The sequence below is a fragment of the Pseudomonas sp. 28 E 9 genome, from assembly GCF_900004785.1.
GTDB classification, from domain to species: domain Bacteria; phylum Pseudomonadota; class Gammaproteobacteria; order Pseudomonadales; family Pseudomonadaceae; genus Aquipseudomonas; species Aquipseudomonas orientalis_A.
On sequence record NZ_CVTK01000044.1, the window covers coordinates 75,969 to 95,412 of the forward strand.

The 19,444-nt window shown below is 60.0% G+C and carries 25 protein-coding genes; 15 read left to right on the forward strand and 10 right to left on the reverse strand.

Going from position 1 to position 19,444, the window contains the following annotated elements; translation table 11 throughout:
* The first annotated feature begins 80 nt into the window (after window positions 1-80).
* Genes BFQ00_RS12980 through BFQ00_RS13000 form a run of 5 tightly spaced genes read left to right on the forward strand, consistent with a single transcriptional unit; the run spans window position 81 to window position 3,840 of the window.
* Window positions 81-476 carry a FagA protein gene (locus tag BFQ00_RS12980; RefSeq protein ID WP_065933740.1) on the forward strand — a complete coding sequence of 132 codons (396 nt, stop codon included), beginning with the start codon at window positions 81-83 and terminating at the stop codon, window positions 474-476.
* Window positions 469-1,845, forward strand: a complete 1,377-nt coding sequence (locus BFQ00_RS12985; protein ID WP_065892645.1) for a class II fumarate hydratase — start codon at window positions 469-471, stop codon at window positions 1,843-1,845. The genes BFQ00_RS12980 and BFQ00_RS12985 overlap by 8 nt, the downstream gene beginning before the upstream one ends.
* A gap of 27 nt (window positions 1,846-1,872) precedes the next feature.
* A complete protein-coding gene (locus tag BFQ00_RS12990; protein ID WP_065885781.1) occupies window positions 1,873-2,301 on the forward strand; it encodes a hypothetical protein in 429 nt (142 codons plus the stop codon).
* 1 nt (window position 2,302) lies between these two features.
* A complete protein-coding gene (locus BFQ00_RS12995) occupies window positions 2,303-2,914 on the forward strand; it encodes a superoxide dismutase (RefSeq protein ID WP_065885782.1) in 612 nt (203 codons plus the stop codon).
* A 32-nt stretch (window positions 2,915-2,946) separates the two neighbouring features.
* Window positions 2,947-3,840 carry a ZIP family metal transporter gene (locus BFQ00_RS13000; protein ID WP_065885783.1) on the forward strand — a complete coding sequence of 298 codons (894 nt, stop codon included), beginning with the start codon at window positions 2,947-2,949 and terminating at the stop codon, window positions 3,838-3,840.
* A 37-nt stretch (window positions 3,841-3,877) separates the two neighbouring features.
* Here BFQ00_RS13000 and BFQ00_RS13005 read toward each other — a convergent pair whose 3' ends face one another.
* The 10 genes from BFQ00_RS13005 to BFQ00_RS13050 all read right to left on the reverse strand — a co-directional run bounded on the left by BFQ00_RS13005 (window position 3,878) and on the right by BFQ00_RS13050 (window position 10,888).
* Entirely contained in the window at window positions 3,878-4,150 is a 273-nt protein-coding gene (locus BFQ00_RS13005; protein ID WP_065885784.1) for an HPr family phosphocarrier protein, read from the reverse strand.
* A gap of 16 nt (window positions 4,151-4,166) precedes the next feature.
* The gene (gene rapZ / locus BFQ00_RS13010; protein WP_065885785.1) at window positions 4,167-5,024 is read right to left on the reverse strand and encodes an RNase adapter RapZ; all 858 of its coding nucleotides are present in this window, start codon (window positions 5,022-5,024) and stop codon (window positions 4,167-4,169) included.
* A gap of 2 nt (window positions 5,025-5,026) precedes the next feature.
* Window positions 5,027-5,491, reverse strand: a complete 465-nt coding sequence (gene ptsN / locus BFQ00_RS13015; RefSeq protein WP_065933741.1) for a PTS IIA-like nitrogen regulatory protein PtsN — start codon at window positions 5,489-5,491, stop codon at window positions 5,027-5,029.
* A 10-nt stretch (window positions 5,492-5,501) separates the two neighbouring features.
* Window positions 5,502-5,807 carry a ribosome hibernation-promoting factor, HPF/YfiA family gene (hpf, locus tag BFQ00_RS13020; RefSeq protein WP_065885787.1) on the reverse strand — a complete coding sequence of 102 codons (306 nt, stop codon included), beginning with the start codon at window positions 5,805-5,807 and terminating at the stop codon, window positions 5,502-5,504.
* A 76-nt stretch (window positions 5,808-5,883) separates the two neighbouring features.
* The gene (locus BFQ00_RS13025) at window positions 5,884-7,377 is read right to left on the reverse strand and encodes an RNA polymerase factor sigma-54 (protein WP_057724573.1); all 1,494 of its coding nucleotides are present in this window, start codon (window positions 7,375-7,377) and stop codon (window positions 5,884-5,886) included.
* Between the two features lie 185 nt (window positions 7,378-7,562).
* Window positions 7,563-8,288, reverse strand: a complete 726-nt coding sequence (gene lptB, locus BFQ00_RS13030; protein WP_004372092.1) for an LPS export ABC transporter ATP-binding protein — start codon at window positions 8,286-8,288, stop codon at window positions 7,563-7,565.
* Window positions 8,288-8,821 (reverse strand): lipopolysaccharide transport periplasmic protein LptA, encoded by a 534-nt coding sequence (gene lptA, locus BFQ00_RS13035; protein ID WP_065885789.1) that lies wholly within the window; start codon window positions 8,819-8,821, stop codon window positions 8,288-8,290. Before lptA ends, lptB begins: the two co-directional genes overlap by 1 nt.
* Entirely contained in the window at window positions 8,808-9,380 is a 573-nt protein-coding gene (gene lptC, locus BFQ00_RS13040) for an LPS export ABC transporter periplasmic protein LptC (RefSeq protein WP_065885790.1), read from the reverse strand. Before lptC ends, lptA begins: the two co-directional genes overlap by 14 nt.
* Before the next feature lie 8 nt (window positions 9,381-9,388).
* The gene (locus BFQ00_RS13045) at window positions 9,389-9,913 is read right to left on the reverse strand and encodes a KdsC family phosphatase (RefSeq protein ID WP_065933742.1); all 525 of its coding nucleotides are present in this window, start codon (window positions 9,911-9,913) and stop codon (window positions 9,389-9,391) included.
* Window positions 9,914-10,888, reverse strand: a complete 975-nt coding sequence (locus BFQ00_RS13050; RefSeq protein ID WP_065885791.1) for a KpsF/GutQ family sugar-phosphate isomerase — start codon at window positions 10,886-10,888, stop codon at window positions 9,914-9,916. It abuts the gene before it with no gap.
* A 310-nt stretch (window positions 10,889-11,198) separates the two neighbouring features.
* On the opposite strand from BFQ00_RS13050, the gene BFQ00_RS13055 reads away from it, so the two are divergent.
* The 10 genes from BFQ00_RS13055 to hisC all read left to right on the forward strand — a co-directional run bounded on the left by BFQ00_RS13055 (window position 11,199) and on the right by hisC (window position 19,231).
* Window positions 11,199-12,008, forward strand: coding sequence for an ATP-binding cassette domain-containing protein (locus BFQ00_RS13055; protein ID WP_057724577.1), 810 nt, complete (start codon window positions 11,199-11,201; stop codon window positions 12,006-12,008).
* A complete protein-coding gene (gene mlaE / locus BFQ00_RS13060; RefSeq protein ID WP_057724578.1) occupies window positions 12,008-12,805 on the forward strand; it encodes a lipid asymmetry maintenance ABC transporter permease subunit MlaE in 798 nt (265 codons plus the stop codon). The genes BFQ00_RS13055 and mlaE overlap by 1 nt, the downstream gene beginning before the upstream one ends.
* Window positions 12,805-13,272 carry an outer membrane lipid asymmetry maintenance protein MlaD gene (gene mlaD / locus BFQ00_RS13065; RefSeq protein ID WP_065885792.1) on the forward strand — a complete coding sequence of 156 codons (468 nt, stop codon included), beginning with the start codon at window positions 12,805-12,807 and terminating at the stop codon, window positions 13,270-13,272. The genes mlaE and mlaD overlap by 1 nt, the downstream gene beginning before the upstream one ends.
* A gap of 11 nt (window positions 13,273-13,283) precedes the next feature.
* Window positions 13,284-13,931 (forward strand): MlaC/ttg2D family ABC transporter substrate-binding protein, encoded by a 648-nt coding sequence (locus BFQ00_RS13070; protein ID WP_065885793.1) that lies wholly within the window; start codon window positions 13,284-13,286, stop codon window positions 13,929-13,931.
* Window positions 13,928-14,233, forward strand: coding sequence for an STAS domain-containing protein (locus BFQ00_RS13075; protein ID WP_065885794.1), 306 nt, complete (start codon window positions 13,928-13,930; stop codon window positions 14,231-14,233). Before BFQ00_RS13070 ends, BFQ00_RS13075 begins: the two co-directional genes overlap by 4 nt.
* 115 nt (window positions 14,234-14,348) lie before the next feature.
* Window positions 14,349-14,588, forward strand: coding sequence for a BolA family protein (locus BFQ00_RS13080; protein ID WP_065933743.1), 240 nt, complete (start codon window positions 14,349-14,351; stop codon window positions 14,586-14,588).
* A gap of 23 nt (window positions 14,589-14,611) precedes the next feature.
* A complete protein-coding gene (gene murA / locus BFQ00_RS13085; RefSeq protein WP_065885795.1) occupies window positions 14,612-15,877 on the forward strand; it encodes a UDP-N-acetylglucosamine 1-carboxyvinyltransferase in 1,266 nt (421 codons plus the stop codon).
* A gap of 215 nt (window positions 15,878-16,092) precedes the next feature.
* Entirely contained in the window at window positions 16,093-16,728 is a 636-nt protein-coding gene (gene hisG / locus BFQ00_RS13090; protein ID WP_003188599.1) for an ATP phosphoribosyltransferase, read from the forward strand.
* 127 nt (window positions 16,729-16,855) lie between these two features.
* Window positions 16,856-18,175: a histidinol dehydrogenase gene (hisD, locus tag BFQ00_RS13095; protein WP_065885796.1), complete on the forward strand. Its 1,320-nt coding sequence runs from the start codon at window positions 16,856-16,858 to the stop codon at window positions 18,173-18,175.
* Between the two features lie 3 nt (window positions 18,176-18,178).
* Entirely contained in the window at window positions 18,179-19,231 is a 1,053-nt protein-coding gene (gene hisC, locus BFQ00_RS13100) for a histidinol-phosphate transaminase (RefSeq protein WP_065933744.1), read from the forward strand.
* Window positions 19,232-19,444: the final 213 nt, after the last annotated feature.

The window sequence follows — 19,444 nt, forward strand, 5'->3', positions numbered from 1 at the left end:
AGGCAGGATCGACCCACTGTTCTTGTTTTGATTCTCAATATCATTTAATAATGAATATCATTACTGGATGAGTGTGGATCATGAGTTCTGTCTTGCGTGAGGACCCGTACCTGGAAAGTTGGCGCTGGATGAGTCGGCAGATCCGTTGCGGGCTCGATCCCAATGAACCTCGCCTGATCGAACATTACCTCAATGAAGGGCGGTACCTGGCGTGTTGCACCGCGACGCACCCGTGGACCATCGCCGAAACCTCATTTCGCCTGCTCATCGACACCGCCAACGATATCGCGCTGCCGTGGCATTGGCGCGCCCTGTGCCTGGACCAGGCCTGGCGCCCGCTGCGTGACATGGAAAAACTCTCCCACTGCGCCTGCCGGCTCAAGCGCTGGCAGGCGTTTGCCTGGCAGTTGGCGACCTGCCAATTGCTGCCATCCCTCTCTTTCTCCGACCTGGTGCAAGGATCAAATGATGAGTAACACCCGTATCGAACGCGACAGCATGGGCGAACTGCAAGTCCCCGCCGAAGCCCTGTACGGCGCGCAAACCCAGCGCGCGGTGAACAACTTTCCGATCAGCCACCAGCGCATGCCGGCGCAATTCGTTCGCGCGCTCATCCTGGCCAAAGCCGCCGCAGCCAGGGCCAACGTCGACCTCAAGCAAATCAGCGAAGGGCAGGGCAAGGCCATTGTCGATGCCGCCCAGGGTCTGTTGGAGGGCGACTACATGCAGCACTTTCCGGTGGATATTTTCCAGACCGGCTCCGGCACCAGTTCCAACATGAACGCCAACGAAGTGATTGCAACCCTGGCCAGTCGCTTGCTGGGCGAGGTGGTAAACCCCAACGACCACGTCAACTGCGGGCAAAGCAGTAACGACATCATTCCTACCACCATTCATGTCAGCGCCGCGCTGGTGCTGCACGAGCAGACGCTGCCGGCCTTGCTGCACCTGGTGCAGGTGATCGAGCAAAAAGCCGAAGCGGTTCACCCGTTCATCAAGACCGGGCGCACCCACTTGATGGATGCCATGCCTGTGCGCATGAGCCAGGTGCTCAATGGCTGGGCGCAGCAACTCAAGGCCAATATCGGCCACTTGCAGGACCTGTTGCCGGCACTGCAGGCGCTGGCCCAGGGTGGCACGGCCGTAGGCACCGGCATCAACGCCCACCCTGAGTTTGCCGCACGCTTCAGCGGGCACCTGAGCCACCTGACCCAGGTGAAGTTCACGCCGGGCAAGAACCTGTTTGCGTTGATTGGCTCCCAGGACACCGCCGTCGCCGTCTCCGGCCAGTTGAAAGCCACTGCGGTGTCGCTGATGAAGATCGCCAATGACCTGCGCTGGATGAACTCCGGCCCGCTGGCTGGTCTGGGCGAAATCGAACTGGAGGCGCTGCAGCCGGGTTCTTCGATCATGCCGGGCAAGGTCAATCCGGTAATCCCCGAGGCCACGGCCATGGTGGCCGCGCAAGTCATCGGCAACGATACGGTGATTACCGTGGCCGGCCAATCGGGCAACTTCGAACTGAACGTGATGCTGCCGATCATCGCCCAGAACCTGCTCAGCAGCCTGGAGCTGCTGGCCAACGCCAGCCGTTTGCTGGCAGACAAGGCCATCGCCAGCTTCAAGGTCAACGAAGCGAAGCTCAAGGAAGCATTGTCGCGCAACCCGATTCTAGTCACCGCCCTCAACCCGATCATTGGTTACCAAAAGGCCGCCGAAATCGCCAAGCAGGCTTATCAGCAAGGCCGTCCGGTGATCGATGTCGCCCTCGAACACACCGACTTGCCGCGCAGCCAACTGGAAGTCCTGCTGGACCCGGAAAAGCTCACGGCTGGCGGCGTGTGATCATCGACCGCGCTTTGGAGGTTCACCATGGAGCACTGGAAACGCACGATCGAACGGGCCAATCGCTGCTTTATGGCAGGCGAGCTGGTAGACGCCCGCGAGGCCTACCTGCAAGCCCTGGCCCTGGCCCAAGTGTTGTTCGAACGCTGGGCGGATGCCGATGAAGCGGTTGCGGCTTGCGTTATCTCCCACCACAACCTGGCAGACCTGCACCTGCGTCTCAACCAGCCTGAGGAAAGCGCGGAATACCTCTGCGCCATTCACCAACGGCTGCTGCAGACCATGCAGGACCCACGGCTCAGTCCGCAGTTACGTGAGGCCGCGCTGCGCCAGAGCAGCAAAACCTATGTCGAACTGTTGAATTTCATCAGCGATCACGGCGAATACCCGCGCACCCATCGTTTGCTGGGCGGTGCTGCGAGGCAACCGACCCCCTCTCAATATGGAGCACATTGATATGACCTACACCCTGCCGGCCCTGCCTTATGCCTTTGACGCACTCGAACCCCATATCGATGCGCAAACCATGGAAATTCACTACACCAAGCACCACCAGACGTACATCAATAATCTCAATGCAGCGGTCGAGGGCACTGAGTTCGCGGGCTGGCCGGTGGAGAAGCTGGTGTCCAGCGTTGAAAAACTCCCGGAGAAATTGCGCACTGCCGTGGTCAACCAGGGAGGCGGCCATGCCAACCACTCGTTGTTCTGGGCGGTCATGTCGCCGACGGGTGGCGGAAAACCCGAAGGTGTTCTGGGCCGGGCCATCGACGAGCAGTTGGGGGGCTTCGACAGCTTCAAGGAGGCTTTTACCAAGGCGGCGTTGACCCGCTTCGGCAGCGGCTGGGCCTGGTTGAGCGTCACCCCGCAAAAGACCCTGGTGGTGGAAAGCAGCGGTAACCAGGATAGCCCGTTGATGAGCGGCAATACGCCGATCCTCGGCCTGGACGTCTGGGAACACGCCTACTACCTGCTGTATCAAAACCGACGACCGGAGTACATCAATGCATTCTATAGCGTCATCAACTGGCCCGAGGTTGCCGCACGCTACCAGGCTGCATTGGCCTGATATTCACTCCACAACAAGACCTAAGGCCGACCATGGGCACTGAAACACTGGCGATCAGCAGCGTGCGATTATTTCGCTACGCATTTGGCTCCCTGCTTCTATTAGTCGGTACGGCATTGCTGGTGGCTCATGGCCTGGCCTGGCTCGACCTGGAGCCGCGCATCTTGCGAGCGCTGCAGGGCGGGGCGATCTGTGCGCTCGGTACTGCGCTGGGCGCGGTGCCGGTGCTGGTGATTCGCCGGATGCCGGCGGCGTTGAGCGACACCCTGCTGGGTTTTGGTGCGGGGGTCATGCTGGCGGCGACCGCCTTTTCGCTGGTGGTGCCGGGGATTGCCGCCGCAGAAAACCTCGGGCTCACGCCCTGGGGGGCGGGAGGCTTGATCAGCTTCGGCATCATGCTGGGTGCGTTCGGGCTGTATCTTGTCGACCGCAAGGTCTCGGGCGCCAGCCCGGAAATGCTGGTGGGCACGCCGGATAAGCCGGTGATCCCGCCGCGTATCTGGCTCTTCGTGTTCGCCATCATTGCCCACAACATCCCGGAAGGCATGGCCGTGGGTGTTTCTGCCGGCGGCGGCATGGCGGATGCCGACAGCCTCGCCATGGGCATTGCCCTGCAGGACGTACCGGAAGGCCTGGTGATTGCGCTGGTATTGGCTGGGGCGGGGATGTCGCGGATCAAGGCGTTTCTGATTGGCGCCGCGTCGGGATTGGTCGAGCCCGTCTTTGCCGTGTTATGCGCGTGGTTGGTGAGCCTTGCCGAAGTACTGCTGCCCTTGGGCCTGGCACTCGCTGCGGGGGCGATGCTGCTGGTGGTGACCCATGAGGTCATCCCTGAGTCACGCCGCAACGGTCACGACAAACTCGCCAGCCTGGGATTGTGCATCGGGTTTTGCTTGATGATGGTGATGGATACGGCGTTGGGATAGCAGGAGCGAGCCAGTTCGCTCCCGCAAGAGGAAGGCGTTATTCGCCCTCGTCGAAGTAGTTGTTGATCAGCGCGACTAATGCGTCCATCGCTTCCTGCTCTTGTTCACCCTCGGTTTTGAGATGGATTTTAGTGCCCTTGCCTGCGGCGAGCATCATCATTGCCATGATGCTCTTGCCGTCGACCATCGATTCAGGGTCACGCCCGGCGCGGATCTGGCAGGGGAACTGCCCGGCGACACCGACAAACTTGGCTGATGCGCGGGCGTGCAAGCCCAGCTTGTTGATGATTTCAATTTCCCGAGCCGGCATCGCAGTGGTGTTCCTTTCAGCTAAGGTCGCGGTGGCGAACCTGGACGTTCTTGAGGGTTTGTTGCAGCACCTGGCCCAGTCGCTCCGTCAGATAGACGGAACGGTGGTGGCCGCCGGTGCAGCCGATGGCAATGGTGACATAGGCGCGGTTGCTGGCAGCAAAGCGCGGCAACCATTTGAGCAGGTAGGTGGAGATATCCTGGAACATATCTTCCACATCCGGTTGTGCCGCCAGGTAGTCGATCACGGGTTGGTCAAGCCCGGACTGATCGCGCAACTCCGGTTTCCAATAGGGATTGGGCAGGCAGCGCACGTCGAACACCAGGTCGGCGTCCACCGGCATGCCGCGCTTGAAGCCAAACGACTCGACCAGAAACGCCGTGCCAGGCTCCGGCTGGTTCAGCAATCGCAGCTTGATCGCATCGCGCAGTTGGTACAGGTTCAGGTTGGTGGTGTTGATCTTGAGGTCGGCCAGATCGATGATGGGCCCCAGCAGTTTGGTTTCGTCCTCGATGGCTTCGGCCAGGGAACGGTTGGCGCTGCTGAGCGGGTGACGTCGACGGGTTTCGGAGAACCGCTTGAGCAGGGTTTCCTCGTCGGCGTCCAGGTACAGCACGTCGCAATGAATATGCTTGGCGCGCACCTCCTCAAGCAGTTCGGGGAACCGTGAGAGGTGGCTGGGCAGGTTACGGGCGTCGATCGACACAGCGACCAGCGGTTGCGCCAGTTCGGTGTGGATCAGGGCGCGTTCCGCCAATTCCGGCAGCAAGCCGGCGGGCAGGTTATCGATGCAATAGAAGCCGCTGTCTTCAAGAACGTTAAGCGCAGTGCTCTTACCCGAGCCGGAACGGCCGCTGACGATGATCAAACGCATGATTACTGCCCGCTTTGCTCATCCAGGACGACCTGATACAGCGCCTCATTACTGCTGGCGCTGCGCAATTTGTCGCGCACTTCCTTACGGTCGAGCATGCTGGCGATCTGCCGGAGCAGCTCCAGGTGGGCATCGGTGGCCGCTTGTGGGACCAGCAGAACGAACAGCAGGTCGACCGGGGCGCCGTCGATGGCATCGAAATCGATAGGGTGATCCAGGTGCAGCAAAGCGCTGACCGGTGTTTCGCAGCCTTTGAGGCGGCAGTGGGGGATGGCGATGCCGTTGCCAAAACCGGTCGAACCGAGTTTTTCACGGGCAATCAGCGCCTCGAATACATCTTGCATCTCCAGTTCAGGCACTTGGCTGCTGATCAGATTGGCAATTTGCTCGAGGGCTTTCTTCTTGCTGCCGCCCGGCACGTTCACGAGGGAACGGCCGGGGGTCAGGATGGTTTCAAGTCGGATCATGGGGGGAGAGTTAACGACCTGTACCTTGCATCAGGTGCAGATTCTTTTCCTTATGCTTTTTGAGTTGGCGGTCAAGCTTGTCGGTGAGCAAGTCGATCGATGCATACATGTCTTCATGCTCGGCATTAGCAACCACTTCGCCACCGGGTATCTGCAGGGTCGCTTCGATTTTCTGCTGAAGCTTGTCGACCTTCATGATGACCTGCACGTTGGTGATCTTGTCGAAATGTCCTTCAAGCTTCTTCAGCTTCAGTTCGACGTATTCGCGCATTGGAGGGGTGACTTCTACATGGTGTCCACTGATGTTGACTTGCATACAGCTTCTCCTTCGTTGCCAGTGCATAAAGCGGCAGGCGAAAAGCGCCTGCCACTGGAACGCTATGCCCCGCCCGTCACATCAAACGCTTACGCTCGCTGGAAGGCGCGATCCCGAGGGACTCGCGGTACTTGGCGACGGTTCGACGGGCGACCTGAATGCCTTGTGCCTCCAGTAAACCAGCGATCTTGCTGTCACTCAACGGCTTTTTCTGATTTTCCGCGGCAACCAGTTTTTTGATGATCGCGCGGATCGCCGTGGACGAGCATTCGCCGCCTTCGGAGGTGCTTACGTGGCTGGAGAAAAAGTATTTCAGCTCATATATGCCCCGTGGGGTATGCATGAATTTTTGCGTGGTCACCCGTGAAATCGTCGATTCATGCATGCCGACGGCCTCGGCGATGTCATGCAGCACCAGCGGTTTCATGGCTTCGTCACCATATTCCAGGAAGCCGCGCTGGTGCTCGACGATCTGGGTGGCGACTTTCATCAGGGTTTCGTTGCGGCTTTGCAGGCTCTTTATGAACCAGCGCGCTTCCTGCAACTGGTTGCGCATGAAGGTATTGTCGGCGCTGGTATCGGCGCGGCGCACGAAACCGGCGTATTGCGGGTTGACCCGCAGGCGTGGCACCGACTCCTGGTTCAATTCCACCAGCCAGCGCTCGTTGTCCTTGCGCACGATCACGTCAGGTACGACGTACTCGGCTTCGCTGGACTCGATCTGCGAGCCCGGCCGAGGGTTGAGGCTCTGCACCAGCTCGATGACCTGGCGCAGCTCGTCTTCCTTGAGTTTCATGCGACGCATCAGCTGGCTGTAGTCGCGGCTGCCCAGCAGGTCGATGTAGTCGCTGACCAGGCGCTTGGCTTCAGCCAGCCAGGGGGTCTTGGCCGGCAGTTGGCGCAGTTGCAGCAACAGGCACTCGCTGAGCGTACGGGCGCCAATCCCGGCGGGCTCGAATTGCTGGATGCGGTGCAGGACAGCTTCGATCTCGTCCAACTCGATATCCAGCTCCGGGTCGAACGCCTCAAGAATTTCTTCCAGCGTCTCGTCCAGGTATCCCTGGTTGTTGATGCAATCGATCAGGGTGACGGCGATCAGGCGATCGGTGTCGGACATCGGCGCCAGGTTCAGTTGCCACAACAGGTGACTCTGCAGGCTTTCGCCCACGGACGTACGGGTGGTGAAGTCCCATTCGTCGTCATCATTGCTGGGCAGGCTGCTGGCGCTGGTCTGGTACACGTCTTCCCAGGCGGTATCCACGGGAAGCTCGTTGGGAATGCGTTCGTTCCATTCGCCGTCCTCCAGGTTATCCACCGTAGGGGCGGTTTCCTGATAGGACGGTTCCTGCACGTCGGGATTGGGCTTTTGCTCGATGTTGTCGGCCAAAGGGTCTGTGTTGTCGAAGTCGTCGCCTTCTTCCTGGCGTTCGAGCATCGGATTGGACTCCAGGGCCTCCTGGATTTCCTGTTGCAGGTCCAGGGTCGACAATTGGAGCAGGCGGATGGCCTGTTGCAGCTGCGGTGTCATCGTCAGCTGCTGGCCCATTCTCAGGACTAGCGATGGTTTCATGGCAGGGGCTTAACACCTTATTCGCCGGCGCAATGCGCCATCCACGACAGGGCGCGTGAGCGCCAAACATAAGCAAATTATATGCCTGAAATCAGGGCCTTTGCCTAGAGCGCGGTAACAATAAAAAAACCCGAGGTTTTCATTGACTCGCTCGCACTCTTGCCAATGGCCCGATATCACCGTGTCTACAGGCGGAACTCGTGACCCAGGTAAACTTCTTTCACCAGTTCGTTGGCCAGGATCGTCGCGGAATCACCTTCGGCGATCAGTTGCCCATCGTTGACGATGTAAGCGGTTTCGCAGATATCCAGGGTTTCACGCACGTTGTGGTCGGTGATCAACACACCAATGCCCTTGGCCTTGAGGTGATGGATGATCTGCTTGATATCGCCCACCGAGATCGGGTCGACACCGGCAAACGGTTCGTCCAGCAGGATGAATTTCGGCGCGGTTGCCAGGGCGCGGGCGATTTCCACACGACGACGCTCACCCCCGGACAGGCTCATGCCGAGGTTGTCGCGAATGTGGTTGATGTGGAATTCCTGCAGCAGGCTTTCCAGCTCCTGGCGGCGGCCATCGCGGTCGAGTTCCTTGCGGGTCTCGAGGATCGCCATGATGTTGTCGGCCACCGACAGTTTGCGGAAGATCGACGCCTCCTGGGGAAGATAGCCGATACCTGCGCGCGCACGGCCGTGCATTGGCTGGTGGCTGACGTCCAGGTCGTCGATCAATACGCGTCCCTGGTCCGCCTGGACCAGCCCGACGATCATATAGAAGCAGGTGGTCTTGCCGGCGCCGTTGGGGCCGAGCAAGCCGACGATCTGGCCGCTGTCGATCGACAGGCTCACATCGCGTACCACCTGACGGCTTTTATAGGCCTTGGCCAGATGCTGGGCTTTCAGGGTTGCCATTACTCGGCCTTCTTCTTCGGCTGGATGACCATGTCGATCCGTGGGCGAGGTGTGCTGAGCTTGTTGCCATTGGCGCGACCGGCCTGGGCGACCTGGGTCTTGGTGTTGTAGACGATTTTCTCGCCTTCGGTCGAGTTGCCGTCGGCACTGAGTACCTTGGCCTGGTCAATCAATACGATGCGATTTTGCTGGGCATGGTATTGAATGGTCTTGCCGTAGCCCTTCATCGGGCCTGGGTCTTCCGCCTTTTGCTGCTGCTCGAAGTAAGCCAGGTTGCCCACCGAGGTCACGACATCGATATCGCCGGCCTGGGTACGCGTCAGGGTCACCGTGTTACCGGTGATCTTCATCGAGCCCTGGGTGATGATGACGCCACCTGTGTAGGTTGCGACGCCTTGTTTGTCATCCAGCTGCGCATCGTCAGCCGAGATGTGGATCGGTTGCTGGCTATCGTTCGGCAGAGCCCAGGCGCTCACGCTTCCCAGTGCTGCGCCCAGACCGAGCAAAATAGGGAGGGTTTTAACGAGCCTCATACTGTCCTCTTACGTTCGATAGCAGGTGTATCCTGCTTTCTTTCAAATACGCTTTCATTCCCTTGCCAGTCGATACACCGCCAGCGCCGTCGATTCTAACGTCTTGCTCGGTCTGCGCATATTGCTGTTGTGGGAATACCGTCATGCGACTGCTGGTAATGATGGTGTCACGCTTCTGCGCGTCTGTACGTGCGACGCGCACCGAGTCGATCAGTTCGATCTGGGTGCCGTCCGGATTGACCTCGCCACGCAGGCTGGTGACATGCCACGGCAGTTCGGTGCCACGGTAGAGGTTCAGGTCCGGATTGGTCAGCAGGCTGACTTCCGAGGCCTTCAAGCGCTCGACCTTGTCGGAAGCCAGCACGTACTGCACCTTGCCATCGGGCAGAAACTGCACGGTGTGGGTGTTGGTGGCGAAGTTATCGATGATGCTTTCATCAACCTGCACGACAGGTTTGTCGAGAAAGCGCTCCGGGCTGATATTCCAGTAGCCCACCGCGAGGAACAGCGCGGCGATGACCCCGAATAACAGAAAGTTGCGAATCTTTTTGCTCAGCATATAAGGCTCTATAGGTAGGCGGCGTGGGCCGCTTCAAGACTGCCCTGGGCACGCAGGATCAATTCGCAGAACTCGCGGGCGGCACCCTCGCCGCCACGGGCGGTGGTAATGCCATGGGCATGTTCGCGCACAAACGCTGCAGCATTGGCGACGGCCATGCCCAGGCCTACCCGGCGGATCACCGGCAGGTCAGGCAGGTCGTCACCCAGATAGGCGACCTGTTCATAGCTTAGGTTGATTTGGCCAAGAAGCTCGTCCAGCACCACCAGTTTATCCTCGCGGCCCTGATACAGGTGAGCAATCCCCAGGTTTTGTGCGCGGCGTTCCACAACGGGGGTCTTTCGACCACTGATAATCGCGGTTTGCACGCCGGCGGCCATCAACATTTTGATGCCCTGGCCGTCGAGTGTATTGAATGTCTTGAATTCGCTGCCGTCTTCGAGGAAGTACAGGCGGCCATCGGTCAGCACGCCATCGACGTCGAATATCGCCAACTTGATGTGTTTACCGCGTTGCAACAGGTCGCTGGTCATTTACATCACTCCTGCACGCAACAAGTCGTGCATGTTCAGGGCGCCGATCGGGCGGTCATTGTCATCGACCACCACCAGCGCGCCGATCTTGTGGTCTTCCATGATCTTCAGGGCTTCGGCCGCCAGCATCTCGGGGCGGGCGGTCTTGCCGTGGGGCGTCATCACGGCATCGATGGTCGCGGTGTGGATGTCGATGGTGCGGTCCAGGGTACGACGCAAATCGCCGTCGGTGAACACGCCGGCCAGTCGCCCGTCGGCTTCCAGGATCACGGTCATGCCCAGGCCCTTGCGGGTCATTTCCATCAGCGCATCCTTGAGCAGGGTGCCGCGTTGTACATGGGGCAATTCATCGCCCGCATGCATGACGTTTTCCACTTTCAGCAGCAAGCGACGGCCCAGCGCGCCACCGGGGTGGGAAAAGGCGAAATCTTCAGCCGTGAACCCGCGGGCTTCCAGCAAGGCCACCGCCAGGGCGTCGCCCATGACCAGCGCGGCGGTCGTGGAGGAGGTGGGCGCCAGGTTCAGTGGGCAGGCTTCATGGGCGACATGAACGTTCAGGTTCACTTCGGCGGCCTTGGCCAGCGTCGAGTCCGGGTTGCCGGTGACGCTGATCAGCTTGATGCCCAGGCGCTTGATCAGTGGCAGCAGGGTCACGATTTCGTTGGTGGTGCCCGAGTTGGACAGTGCCAGAATCACGTCATCCCGGGTGATCATGCCCATATCGCCGTGACTGGCCTCGGCCGGGTGCACGAAGAACGCCGTGGTGCCGGTGCTTGCCAGCGTCGCGGCGATCTTGTTGCCGATGTGGCCGGATTTGCCCATGCCAACCACGACAACGCGGCCTTTGCTGGCCAGAATCATCTCGCAGGCGCGTACGAAATCTGCGTCGATATGGGCCAGCAAACCTTCTACGGCTTCCAGCTCGAGGCGGATGGTGCGTTGTGCGGATTGAATAAGGTCGCTGGATTGGCTCATGTCTGAAATCGTATAGCCTGACGAAAAGTCGGCGATTATAGCGGTAATGATCAATTCCCTCACGCAAGTTCGTCAGGCTTTATTCCGAAGGTCTCCCGGATTCGTCTCAATATCACAACCCGCTACGTTTTTTTCGCTGTCCTGAATCTGAACAAGCACTGTTCCGGCCTTGGGGGCGCTGTACCAGCAGTGATATAGTTCGCGGCCAGTTCGGTCCGCCCAACCCATGGCGCAAACATTTGCGCATCCGCGGTAAACGAAAGTCGCATACATGGTGTCTGAGTGAAAGGCTGCATCCCAAGGAGATTAGATGAGTGCCGATAACGCCTACGCGGTCGAGCTGAAGGGCCTTTCCTTCAAGCGCGGTACGCGCAGCATCTTCAATAACGTCGATATTCGCATTCCTCGCGGAAAAGTCACGGGCATCATGGGGCCTTCCGGTTGCGGCAAGACCACCTTGCTGCGCCTGATGGGCATGCAATTGCGCCCCAGTGCCGGCGAAGTGTGGGTCAACGGCCAGAACCTGCCGACCCTGTCGCGCAGTGATCTGTTCGATGCGCGCAAGCACATGGGGGTCCTGTTCCAGAGCGGCGCGTTGTTTACTGATCTCGATGTGTTCGAAAACGTTGCGTTCCCGCTGCGGGTGCACACCCAGCTGTCCGATGAGATGATTCGGGACATTGTGCTGCTCAAACTGCAGGCGGTAGGGCTTCGCGGGGCCATCGACCTGATGCCTGACGAATTGTCCGGCGGCATGAAGCGCCGCGTCGCCCTGGCGCGAGCCATCGCACTGGACCCGCAGATCCTCATGTATGACGAGCCGTTCGTGGGCCAGGACCCGATCGCCATGGGCGTGCTGGTGCGCCTGATCCGCCTGCTCAACGACGCATTGGGGATCACCAGCATCGTGGTGTCCCACGACCTGGCCGAAACCGCGAGCATCGCCGACTACCTTTATGTCGTGGGGGATGGCCAGGTGCTGGGGCAGGGGACGCCGGAAGAGCTGATGAACGCCGATAACCCGCGCATTCGTCAATTCATGACCGGCGATCCCGATGGCCCGGTGCCTTTTCACTTTCCGGCAGCGGACTACCGCGCAGATCTCCTGGGGAAGCGCTGATGCGCAAAACATCTATTATCGAGAAGGTTCGCCTTTTCGGTCGCTCGGGCATCGACATCGTCGAAGTCCTCGGGCGTTCGACTATTTTCCTGTTCCACGCCCTGCTCGGCCGCGGCGGCATCGGTGGCGGCTTTGGCTTGCTGCTCAAGCAACTGCATGCGGTTGGCGTGATGTCCCTGGTGATCATCGTGGTTTCCGGGGTGTTCATCGGCATGGTGCTGGCGCTGCAAGGCTTCAACATTCTGTCCAGCTACGGTTCCGAGCAGGCAGTAGGGCAGATGGTCGCCCTGACGCTGTTGCGTGAACTGGGGCCGGTGGTCACTGCGTTGTTGTTCGCCGGGCGTGCCGGTTCGGCGCTGACCGCCGAAATCGGCAACATGAAGTCCACCGAACAGCTGTCCAGCCTGGAAATGATCGGCGTGGACCCGCTCAAGTACATTGTTGCCCCGCGCCTGTGGGCCGGCTTCATTTCCCTGCCGCTGCTGGCGATGATCTTCAGCGTGGTCGGGATCTGGGGAGGCTCATGGGTGGCGGTGGACTGGTTGGGCGTCTATGACGGTTCCTACTGGGCCAACATGCAAAACAGCGTGACCTTCACGGGCGACGTGCTCAACGGCATCATAAAGAGCATCGTCTTCGCCTTTGTAGTGACCTGGATCGCCGTATTCCAAGGCTATGACTGTGAGCCCACTTCAGAAGGGATCAGTCGCGCCACCACCAAGACCGTTGTGTACGCCTCGCTGGCGGTACTGGGCCTTGACTTCATTTTGACTGCCTTGATGTTTGGAGATTTCTGATGCAAAACCGCACTGTGGAAATCGGTGTCGGCCTTTTCTTGCTGGCTGGCATCCTGGCTTTACTGTTGCTGGCCCTGCGGGTCAGTGGCCTCTCGGCCAGCCCCACCGCCGACACTTATAAACTTTATGCGTACTTCGACAATATCGCCGGTTTGACGGTCAGAGCTAAAGTGACCATGGCTGGCGTAACCGTCGGCAAGGTCACGGCAATCGATCTGGATCGCGACAGCTTCACCGGGCGAGTGACGATGCAAGTGGACAAGAAGGTGGATAATCTGCCGACGGACTCCACCGCATCCATCCTCACTGCGGGTCTGCTGGGCGAGAAGTACATCGGTCTCAGCGTTGGCGGGGAAACAGCCCTGCTCAAGGATGGTTCGACAATCCACGACACACAGTCGTCGTTGGTACTTGAAGACTTGATCGGTAAATTCCTGCTCAACACGGTCAATAAAGACGCCAAATGAGGAATCTGTTCATGATCTCTACCTTGCGACGCGGCCTTCTGGTGCTGCTTGCAGCGCTGCCGTTGATGGCCAACGCAGCCGGTTCCGCCCACGAACTGGTGCAGGACACCACCAACAAAATGCTGGCTGACCTGTCGGCCAACAAGGAAAAGTACAAACAGGACCCGAGCCTGTTCTACAACGCGCTCAACAGCATTGTTGGTCCGGTGGTCGATGCCGAAGGCATCTCCCGCAGCATCATGACCGTCAAGTACTCGCGCAAGGCCACACCTGCGCAGATGCAGCGTTTCCAGGAAAACTTCAAACGCGGCCTGTTCCAGTTCTACGGCAACGCCTTGCTTGAATACAACAACCAGGGCATTACCGTGGCTCCGGCCGGTGATGAGTCGGGTGATCGCACCAGCGTCAACATGAGCGTCAAGGGCAACAATGGCGCCGTGTACCCTGTGCAGTACACGCTGGAGAAGGTCAACGGCGAGTGGAAACTGCGCAACGTGATCATCAACGGTATCAATATCGGCAAGCTGTTCCGTGATCAGTTCGCCGACGCGATGCAGCGCAATGGCAACAACCTGGACAAGACCATTGATGGTTGGGCCGGCGAAGTGGCCAAGGCCAAGGAAACTTCCGATAAGGAAGCCGGGAAGCCAGCGCAATGACCGAGTCGGCTGTTCGTATCGGCGACGCCGGCGAGCTGTTGCTCAGCGGCGTGCTCGATTACCGCACCGGGCCTGACCTGCGCAAGCAGGGCCAGGCTCTGATCAAGGCCAGCAGCGCGCCTGCGCTGGTGGTCGATTGCTCGGCGGTGACCAAGTCCAGCAGCGTCGGGCTGTCGTTGCTGCTGTGCTTTATGCGTGATGCCGAAGCGGCAAAAAAGCCACTCAGTATCCGTGCATTGCCTGAAGACATGCGCGAGATTGCCGAGGTTTCCGGTCTGACCGAGCTGTTGGCACACCCTTAATACACATTTATCAAAAAAGCCCCCCGTCAGAGTCCTGCTATGCGGGGTTCGCAGGCGCGGGGCTTTTTTGTATGATGTGCGACCCGTGCGCACTGGGCGCCGATAGAGGTTGAGCATGCAGGCCCTAGAAGTTAAGAGCTTCCTTGAAGGAAAGCTGCCTGAAACGGCTGTAGAAGTTGAAGGCGAAGGCTGCAATTTCCAGCTGAACGTGATTAGCGATGAACTGGCGGCATTGAGCCCGGTCAAGCGTCAGCAGCAGATCTATGCCCATTTGAACCCATGGATCACCGATGGCAGCATCCATGCGGTCACTATGAAATTTTTCAGCCGCGCGGCCTGGGCCGAGCGCACCTGAGCCCCCAAGGCGTCGAGATTCTTATGGATAAATTGATTATTACCGGTGGTGCCCGCCTCGATGGCGAAATCCGCATTTCCGGTGCGAAAAACTCCGCCTTGCCGATCCTGGCGGCGACCCTGCTGTGCGACGGCCCTGTGACTGTGGCCAACTTGCCGCACCTGCACGACATCACCACCATGATCGAGCTGTTCGGTCGCATGGGTATCGAGCCTGTGATCGACGAGAAATTGTCCGTCGAAATCGACCCTCGCACCATCAAGACCCTGATCGCGCCGTACGAACTGGTGAAAACCATGCGTGCGTCGATTCTGGTACTCGGCCCGATGGTCGCGCGTTTCGGTGAAGCCGAAGTGGCCCTGCCTGGCGGTTGCGCCATTGGCTCGCGTCCGGTCGACCTGCACATCCGTGGCCTGGAAGCCATGGGCGCGATCATCGACGTCGAAGGCGGCTACATCAAGGCCAAGGCGCCGGAAGGCGGCCTGCGTGGCGCGAATTTCTTCTTTGATACCGTCAGCGTGACCGGTACCGAGAACATCATGATGGCCGCTGCCCTGGCCAATGGCCGCAGCGTCCTGCAAAACGCCGCGCGCGAGCCGGAGGTGGTCGACCTGGCCAACTTCCTCAACGCCATGGGCGCGAAGGTTTCCGGCGCCGGCACCGACACCATCACTATTGATGGTGTAAAGCGTCTGCACACCGCCACCTACAAAGTCATGCCTGACCGCATCGAGACCGGCACGTACCTGGTTGCCGCTGCCGTGACCGGTGGCCGCGTGAAGGTCAAGGACACCGATCCGACCATCCTCGAAGCCGTCCTGGAAAAACTCAAGGAAGCCGGCGCTGAAATCACCACCGGTGAAGACTGGATCGAGCTGAACATGCACGGCAAGCGGCCAAAAGCCGTCAATGTGCGTACGGCCCCGTACCCGGCATTCCCGACCGACATGCAGGCGCAGTTCATTTCCTTGAACGCGATCGCTGAAGGCACCGGCGCCGTGATCGAGACCATCTTCGAAAACCGCTTCATGCATGTGTACGAACTGCACCGCATGGGCGCCAAGATCCAGGTCGAGGGCAACACCGCCATCGTTACCGGCATCGACAAGCTCAAGGGCGCGCCAGTGATGGCCACCGACCTGCGTGCCTCGGCCAGCCTGGTGATTTCGGCACTGTGCGCTGACGGCGACACCCTGATCGACCGCATCTACCATATAGACCGTGGCTACGAGTGCATCGAAGAAAAGCTGCAGATGCTCGGCGCTAAAATCCGCCGCGTCCCGGGCTAGTCCCTGCTGCATTGTAGGAGCGAGCTTGCTCGCGAAAAACTCATGTACACCGCGTTGACTCTGAGTGAACGCGTTATCGTTGACGTTCTTCGCGAGCAAGCTCGCTCCTACAAAAACACTGGTTTGTTTCAAATCGAGGCTGTAACGGCCTCGATCTGTGTCTGGCGCCGTTTGCGACCGGACAGCAATAGCCTGATGAAGGACTGACATTTCCCATGTTGACCATCGCACTGTCCAAGGGCCGCATCCTTGACGACACGTTGCCGCTTCTGGCTGAAGCGGGCATCGTGCCGACCGAGAATCCGGACAAGAGCCGCAAGCTGATCATCCCCACGACCCAGGACGACGTGCGCCTGCTGATCGTGCGGGCTACCGACGTGCCGACCTATGTTGAACATGGCGCCGCCGACCTGGGTGTCGCCGGCAAGGATGTGCTGATGGAATACGGTGGCCAGGGGCTCTACGAGCCATTGGACCTGCGTATCGCCCTGTGCAAACTGATGACCGCCGGCCGTGTCGGCGACGTCGAACCCAAGGGCCGCCTGCGCGTGGCGACCAAGTTCGTCAACGTCGCCAAACGCTACTACGCCGAACAAGGCCGTCAAGTCGATATCATCAAGCTCTACGGCTCGATGGAGCTGGCGCCGCTGATCGGCCTGGCCGACAAGATCATCGACGTGGTCGACACCGGCAACACCCTGCGCGCCAACGGTCTCGAACCCCAGGATTTCATTGCCGACATCAGCTCGCGCCTGATCGTCAACAAAGCATCGATGAAGATGCAGCACGCCCGTATCCAGGCGTTGATCGACACCCTGCGCAAGGCAGTGGAGTCTCGACACCGCGGTTGACTCACCTGCGTAGCCCAAAGGCTGCGCCCGTCTATCCGCCTCATAGCCAGAATTCTCAGGTGCCCAAGCGGAGCGAACGGTAGTTTAGGGCGCCTGAGTTTTTTGCCAATCCTATGAGGCCCTCGCTATGACCACGTCCACTGCAATTGCCCGACTCAACGCTGCCGACCCGGATTTCGCCCATCATCTGGATCATCTGCTGAGCTGGGAAAGCGTGTCCGACGACTCGGTCAACCAGCGGGTGCTCGACATCATCAAAGCCGTGCGCGAGCGCGGCGATGCGGCACTGGTGGACTTCACCCGTCAGTTCGACGGCCTGGACGTCAAGTCCATGGCCGACCTGATCCTGCCCCGTGAACGCCTGGAACTGGCCCTGACGCGTATCACCGCGCCCCAGCGTGAAGCGCTGGAAGTGGCGGCGGCGCGGGTGCGCAGCTATCACGAAAAACAGAAACAGGATTCCTGGAGCTACACCGAGGCCGACGGCACCGTGCTGGGCCAGAAGGTCACGCCGCTGGACCGCGCCGGCCTATATGTGCCGGGGGGCAAAGCCTCGTACCCATCGTCGGTGTTGATGAACGCGATCCCGGCCAAGGTGGCGGGCGTGACCGAGGTGGTCATGGTGGTGCCGACCCCGCGTGGCGAACTCAACGAACTGGTATTGGCCGCCGCCTGCATCGCCGGTGTCGACCGGGTGTTTACCATCGGCGGCGCCCAGGCAGTGGCTGCCCTGGCCTATGGCACTGAAAGCGTGCCGAAGGTCGACAAAGTGGTGGGGCCGGGCAATATCTACGTCGCCACCGCCAAGCGCCATGTGTTCGGCCAGGTCGGTATCGACATGATCGCCGGGCCTTCGGAAATCCTCGTGGTGTGTGACGGCCAGACCGACCCGGACTGGATCGCCATGGACCTGTTCTCCCAGGCCGAGCACGACGAAGACGCCCAGGCGATCCTGGTCAGCCCCGACGCTGCGTTCCTCGACCAGGTTGCCGCCAGCATCGACAAGCTGTTGCCGACCATGGAGCGCGCCGCGATCATCGAGAAATCGATCAATGGCCGCGGCGCGCTGATTCTGGTGAGCGACATGGAGCAAGCCATCGAAGTGGCCAACCGTATCGCGCCGGAGCACCTTGAGCTGTCCGTGGCGGACCCACAGGCCTGGCTGCCGTTGATTCGTCACGCCGGCGCGATCTTCATGGGGCGCCACACCAGTGAAGCCCTGGGCGACTACTGCGCAGGCCCTAACCACGTACTGCCGACCTCCGGCACCGCACGTTTTTCGTCGCCGCTGGGGGTGTATGACTTCCAGAAGCGCTCGTCGATCATCTTCTGTTCGCCCCAGGGCGCGTCCGAACTGGGCAAGACCGCCTCGGTGCTGGCCCGTGGCGAGTCACTGAGCGCCCACGCGCGCAGTGCTGAATACCGCATTCTTGAAGAGGGGAAATAAGGCATGAGTAAATTCTGGAGCCCTTTCGTCAAGGATCTGGTGCCATACGTGCCCGGTGAACAGCCGAAGCTGAGCAAACTGGTCAAGCTCAACACCAACGAAAACCCCTACGGCCCATCGCCCAGGGCGCTGGCGGCGATGCAGGCCGAGTTGAACGACAACTTGCGTCTGTACCCGGACCCCAACAGCGACCTGCTCAAGCAGGCCGTAGCCAGCCATTACGGGATCGATGCGGGCAAGGTCTTCCTCGGCAACGGTTCCGACGAAGTCCTGGCGCACATCTTTCACGGCTTGTTCCAGCACGACCTGCCGCTGCTGTTCCCGGATATCAGCTACAGCTTCTATCCAGTGTATTGCGGCCTGTATGGCATCACCTTCGACGCGGTGCGATTGGACGAGCAGTTCCAGATTCGCGTGGCCGACTATGCGCGGCCCAACGGCGGGATCATTTTCCCCAACCCGAACGCGCCGACCGGCTGTGTGCTGGCGCTGGACGCCGTGGAGCAGATCCTCAAGGCCAGCCCGGACTCGGTGGTGGTGGTCGATGAAGCCTATATCGACTTCGGCGGCGAGACGGCCATCAGCCTGGTGGACCGCTATCCGAACCTGCTGGTGACCCAGACCCTGTCCAAATCGCGCTCACTGGCCGGTTTGCGGGTGGGCCTGGCCGTGGGCCACCCGGACCTCATCGAGGCGCTTGAGCGGGTCAAGAACAGCTTCAATTCCTACCCGCTGGATCGGCTGGCGATTGCAGGCGCGGCGGCGGCGTTCGAGGACCGTGAGTACTTCGAGAAGACGTGCCAATGGGTGATCGACAGCCGCAACAAGGTGGTCGCACAACTGGAAGATAAAGGCTTCGAAGTGCTGCCGTCAGCCGCCAACTTCATTTTCGCTCGTCACCCGCGACACGACGCTGCCGGCCTGGCGGCCAGGTTGCGTGAGCAGGGTGTGATCGTGCGGCACTTCAAGCAGGAGCGGATTGCCCAGTTCCTGCGGATCAGCATCGGAACGCCGGAGCAGAACCAGGCGCTGATTGATGGCCTGGGCGAGCTCTAAGCCACACTGGAGATAAAAATGTGGGAGGGGGCTTGCCCCCGATGGCGCCTCTGGGCCGACCAGGATGTTGGATCAGATCGAGTACATATCCGTTTCTGCGGTAACGGCCACTTAGGGTTCCTGACGGCGGCTCACTTTGGAAAAGCCCCAAAGTAAGCAAAGGGCTCTTGCCCCACCACTCGGCACCTCGCTAATGCTCGGTGTGCCCTCACT